We start from the raw sequence: 4,635 nt of genomic DNA, 5'->3' as shown, positions 1-4,635 counted from the left end.
TTCCCCATAAAAAATCCCTCCACAGTAGACAGTACAGACCTTTCTTTTGCCTGTCTACTATGGAGGGAGCATATCAATTCCGGCTCTCCTAACCTAAATCAGACAATTCCGCGTAACGTAACGCAGCAACTGGTGCCGCCACAATTACAGAAAATGCTGCATCCACACATTCGGTTCCACGTACACGACCTCGTCCTTTTCCACCTCGATGCGCACCGGAACGAGCGCATCCGGAATAATGTACGTGCCGGACTCGGGGAATTTCATCCCTGTCCACTCCTCCCAATTCGCCAGGCTGCCTCTGATTAGCATCGATTCCGTGGCCACTTTCATGATTTTCGCGCCCAGCTTCCAGTGCGTGCGCACCCACGGGTCAAAAGGAGCGCCGTCTGCTGTTTTCCATTCGAGGTAGTTTTCCATTGCGATCAGCGGGTATTTGTGTTTGAGCGACGGACGAACAGGCGCCACCATGTAGTCCAGCCCGTTTTGCTTGGCGATGTCCTTCATCGCCGTCACCATCTGGCGGCTGAGGCCAAGTCCGCGGTACTTGGGGTCGATCGAAATCGAGAGAGCCGACAGCGTGTTTGGCTTTTGCCCTTTGGTGTAGCCTTCGATTCCGCGCAGGAATACGTCGTCCCAGCCTTTTGGCATGCCGTCCAGGGTACCATCCCAGTAAAAAGGAATCGAATTGCCCACCGCCATGACTTTGTCGTTTTCATCTGTCAGCAAGTATTGAAAGGAAGCGAACCACTCTTCCAGCCGATCGTAATGCTGCTCGGCCACTTCGTCATGCAGCATGAAGGTAGACCAACTCGCTGCGATCACGTCGGCCATCTGATCGTTCAAATCAGGACGTTCTGCTTGTGTGTACACGTTGTATGCCATTCTTTCCATCCTCCCAAAAATGTCGCTATCTCTCTATCGGAAAAGGCTCCAGCCTGCACCAGATAGGAAAACCCTTCCACAACTCTTTCATTCTATCAAAACTTGATGGAGACACAAACCATTTCCGCGCCAGAGCCTTTTCGCCCAAAAAACCGACTGCCTCGCGTCACAAAAAATCACTCTGCCTCGTTCTATGGTCAACTCACCACAAGGAGCTGATTTTCATGCATGAACGGACAGTCGTCGTGGTCGGGGGCGGCTACGCGGGAATCCATGCGGTAAACGCGATCCAGGACACACTGAAAGGACGTCCCCTACGCCTGATCCTGATTGACAAGGAGCCTTGCCATCTGCGCAAGGTGTTGCTGTTCCAAGTGGCCGCCGCCCAAACCGACATCACCATTCCGCTGAAAAGCCTCTTCCCCGAAGGCGTGGACTGCTTGCAAGGCACCGTCTTGTCCGTAGATGGAGACGCGAAAACGCTCACCTATGCCGATACAACCGGAAAAGAGCAGGCGCTGGCCTACGACGTGCTCGTGTTGGCCGTGGGCAGCGTCATCCGGCAGGTGGAGCCGGAGCAGGGCGGCATCGCCTTGACTGACGTCGCGGCTGCCGAGACGATCCGCGCCACCTGGCAGCGCAACATGCGGCTGGCCGCACAGGAAAACAGCCCGGCGGAAAGACAGCGACTGTTGACGCTTGCCGTAGCAGGAGCGGGCATCAGCGGCATCGAAACGGCTGCCGAGCTGGCCTTTGCCATGCGCCAGGAAGCGCAAGCCCTCGGGATGGATCCCGCCGAGGTCAAGGTGTATCTAGTAAACGCGCAAAGCCGACTTTTTCCAGAAGGCTCGGCAAAAATGGCCCGCAAGCTGGAGCAGGCTTTAACAGAAGCAGGCGTCACGGTTTTGCACGGGACAAAAGCGATCCGCGAGCGCGGCGGACAGTTGCACTTGTCCTCGGGCCGTACCCTTTCCGTCGGCCTGTGCGTCTGGTCGCTCGGTCTGCTGCCAAACCCTGCGCTGCGCCGGATGGGCCTGCCGCTCACGGCGCACGGACAGGTGGTCGTCGATCAGTCCTATCGGGTGGCTGGCGCTCCCGGTATTTACAGTATCGGCGATTGCGCCCGCATCGTTGACCCCGCGAGCGGCCAAGCCGACCGGATGACCTGCAAGGAAGCGGCAGGGCAAGCCGCCCGCCTCGGCAAGATCGTGCTGGCTGATTTGCAAGGCACAACACCTCCCGCGCATCAGAGCTACATGGACTTTTTCTGCGTCGGATTGGGGCCGGGGCGAGCCATGGTCTGGACGCGCAAATGGGGGCTGGACATCATTTTGACGGGAAAACTCGGCTGGAAGCTGCGCCAGTTCACGTGGAATATCGCCAGCATGATAAAATAAGGTAACAGGCAGGCAGCATGAGTTGTAAAGCATTAGTTGTAAAAGGAAGGGGCGCGCGATGGAGGCGTTGTACCAGCAATACAAAGGACTGCTGTTTCATCTTGCTTATCAACTGACAGGCTCGTCCACGGACGCGGAAGACATCGTGCAGGACGTCTTTGTGAAAACCCATGGCATCGCGCTGGAGCAAATCGCGGAGCCGAAAGCCTACTTGTGCAAAATGACGACAAACCGCTGTCTCGATCTGTTGAAATCGGCCCGTCACAAGCGGGAGCTGTACACAGGGCCATGGCTCCCGGAGCCGATCCCGACACCGGAAGCGGACAGCTATGATGCCGTCGTCACCAAAGACTTGCTGTCTTACGCCATGCTCGTACTTCTGGAGCGGCTGTCCCCGGCGGAGCGGGCGGTGTTTGTCTTGCGCGAAGCGTTTGGCTTCGACTACAGCGAAATTGCCGGACTGGTAGACAAAAGCGAGGCCAATTGCCGCAAGCTCATCAGCCGGGCCAAAAGCAAGCTGGGAATCACCCCCGACGCCCCGATTCGCGCCAGGGATACAGCACTCGACGAACAATGGATGAGCCGCTTTCTCGCCGCGCTGGAGAACGGCGATGTAACGGCTTTGCTCGCCCTTTTATCCGCTGACGCTGAACTGCTCGCCGACGGCGGCGGCAAAGTGTCCGCAGCGCTTCGTCCGATTGTATCCGGCGAGCGCGTCGCCCGTTTTTTGCTCGGCCTGATCGTCCGCTTCGCCAAAAACGCTTCGTTTGCAACAGAGCTTGCGACGCTAAACGGGCAGATCGCGCTCGTCATCCGCCAGGACGGCGAGGTGGACACGGTCGTGTTCCCCCACCTGGAAAACGAACGATTGCACCGCCTGTACTTCGTCCGAAATCCGGATAAGCTGCAAGCTGTTCGCTACTAACGACGCCCCCTTCGCGGTTGATTCGAAGGGGGCGTTTTCACATGGATGTCTTCCACGGTCTGTCATCCTCTGCTGACTGCTGAAGACGCGGGCCATATGACGATAGAACTACGGTTAACATGGTGTCAATAGTGTCAAAGAACAACCTATGAACTTATGCCCAAAACGCACCAGGCCGTTCGTCCTTGTGTTACAATCACTTGGAATCCATATCCATTCGATTTATTCAGAGGAGGGCACGTACACATGCGGCCACCAAGCAAAAACGAAATCATCATTCCTGAAAATCCCGTATCCCAGTTTTTGTTCACCAGCACCCGCTCAGCCTGGATTTGGCTACTCATCCGATTGTATGTCGGATACGCCTGGATTACCGCCGGATGGAAAAAGATTCATACGGACTCCTGGACGGGAGACAATGCAGGCGCCGCGATCGAGGGCTTCGTCAAAGGCTCGCTTGCGAAAGCGGCGGAAGGAAAAGACGTCACTGCCTGGTACGCCTGGTTCCTGGAAAATGCGGTACTGCCCAACGCCAAGCTGTTTGGCTTCCTCGTCGCCTACGGAGAACTGCTCGTCGGCCTGGGCCTCATCCTTGGCCTGCTCACTGGCATTGCGGCCTTCTTCGGCGGGCTGATGAACGTCAGCTTCCTGTTTGCCGGGACAGTCAGCACCAACCCTCTGCTGTTCATTTTTGCCACCTGGCTCGTTCTCGCCTGGAAGGTAGCGGGCTGGTACGGGCTGGATCGCTGGGCGCTTTCGTATCTCGGCACTCCTTGGACGCGTTCCTCCTCGCAGAAAATAGGAATGCATTAGGCAACAGGCACTCGCCACGAGTCGCTACGAACGGACAACGCAAGCTGCATCCAACGAATCGAAAGCGCCGGTCACACCCGCCTGTCGCGAGTGAGGATCGGCGCTTTGCGTTCGATCAGGCATGCCGTCTTTTCCTGCCTTCCCTCCCCTTCGCGCGAACCTAATCACCTTCTTTGCCGCAATATGCATCTAACGCTTTCATTTACAAATAGTTCCATCTGATTTACGATGAATACATGGTCGGGACGAACGAGATAAGAAACCAGCCCCTCCCTTACCCTACTTTCAAGAAGGTGAAAACGGTGTTCGTTTATTTACGCGGAGCAAGTCTTTCGTTGGCTGTCGCTACTGTTGTCTATTATTTATTTTGGGTAAATGGCTCGGGTTCCTGGTACCACCAAGATCCTTCATCTACTCATGACATTTTCTTGCTGATTTTGGCAGGATGTACGTATGGCTTTTGCGTGTTAGGCTACCTTTTGTTTCGAATTCTACAGAGGATGAACATCACCAACCGTGTCCTTCGTTTCATCCTGTTCGGTTTAACCCCTCAATATTTGAGTCAGACTCCCTTATTCTCGTTTTTTCTTCGTTTTTCATTTTCTTCAACCATTT

Annotated in this window: 4 protein-coding genes and 1 pseudogene; 4 read left to right on the top strand and 1 reads right to left on the bottom strand. The window is 55.5% G+C overall.

Translation table 11 applies throughout. The annotated features are described in order from the left end of the window. Positions 1-144: 144 nt before the first annotated feature. Positions 145-885, bottom strand: coding sequence for a GNAT family N-acetyltransferase (locus tag ACTHO6_RS20970; RefSeq protein ID WP_440243755.1), 741 nt, complete (start codon positions 883-885; stop codon positions 145-147). A gap of 224 nt (positions 886-1,109) precedes the next feature. On the opposite strand from ACTHO6_RS20970, the gene ACTHO6_RS20965 reads away from it, so the two are divergent. From ACTHO6_RS20965 to ACTHO6_RS20950, 4 genes and pseudogenes are all read left to right on the top strand, one after another. Then, complete coding sequence (locus tag ACTHO6_RS20965) at positions 1,110-2,282, top strand: NAD(P)/FAD-dependent oxidoreductase (protein WP_440243753.1); 1,173 nt, start codon at positions 1,110-1,112, stop codon at positions 2,280-2,282. 58 nt (positions 2,283-2,340) lie between these two features. Then, on the top strand, positions 2,341-3,207 hold the full coding sequence (locus ACTHO6_RS20960; RefSeq protein ID WP_440243751.1) for an RNA polymerase sigma-70 factor: 867 nt from the start codon (positions 2,341-2,343) through the stop codon (positions 3,205-3,207). 246 nt (positions 3,208-3,453) lie between these two features. Then, the gene (locus tag ACTHO6_RS20955) at positions 3,454-4,020 is read left to right on the top strand and encodes a DoxX family membrane protein (protein ID WP_440243749.1); all 567 of its coding nucleotides are present in this window, start codon (positions 3,454-3,456) and stop codon (positions 4,018-4,020) included. A 302-nt stretch (positions 4,021-4,322) separates the two neighbouring features. Beyond that, positions 4,323-4,635 (top strand): annotated as a pseudogene (locus tag ACTHO6_RS20950) (hypothetical protein); the annotation flags it as partial.

This window comes from Brevibacillus sp. SAFN-007a, assembly GCF_051967035.1.
GTDB lineage: Bacteria > Bacillota > Bacilli > Brevibacillales > Brevibacillaceae > Brevibacillus.
The sequence above is the reverse complement of the archived record's forward strand: the minus strand, read 5'-3'. Positions and strand labels throughout refer to the sequence as shown.

Coding starts and splice junctions, on each gene's coding strand:
- ACTHO6_RS20960 (WP_440243751.1), top strand. CDS start 2,341: ATGGAGGCGTTGTACCAGCAATACAAAGGACTGCTGTTTCATCTTGCT.
- ACTHO6_RS20955 (WP_440243749.1), top strand. CDS start 3,454: ATGCGGCCACCAAGCAAAAACGAAATCATCATTCCTGAAAATCCCGTA.
- ACTHO6_RS20965 (WP_440243753.1), top strand. CDS start 1,110: ATGCATGAACGGACAGTCGTCGTGGTCGGGGGCGGCTACGCGGGAATC.
- ACTHO6_RS20970 (WP_440243755.1), bottom strand. CDS start 885: ATGGCATACAACGTGTACACACAAGCAGAACGTCCTGATTTGAACGAT.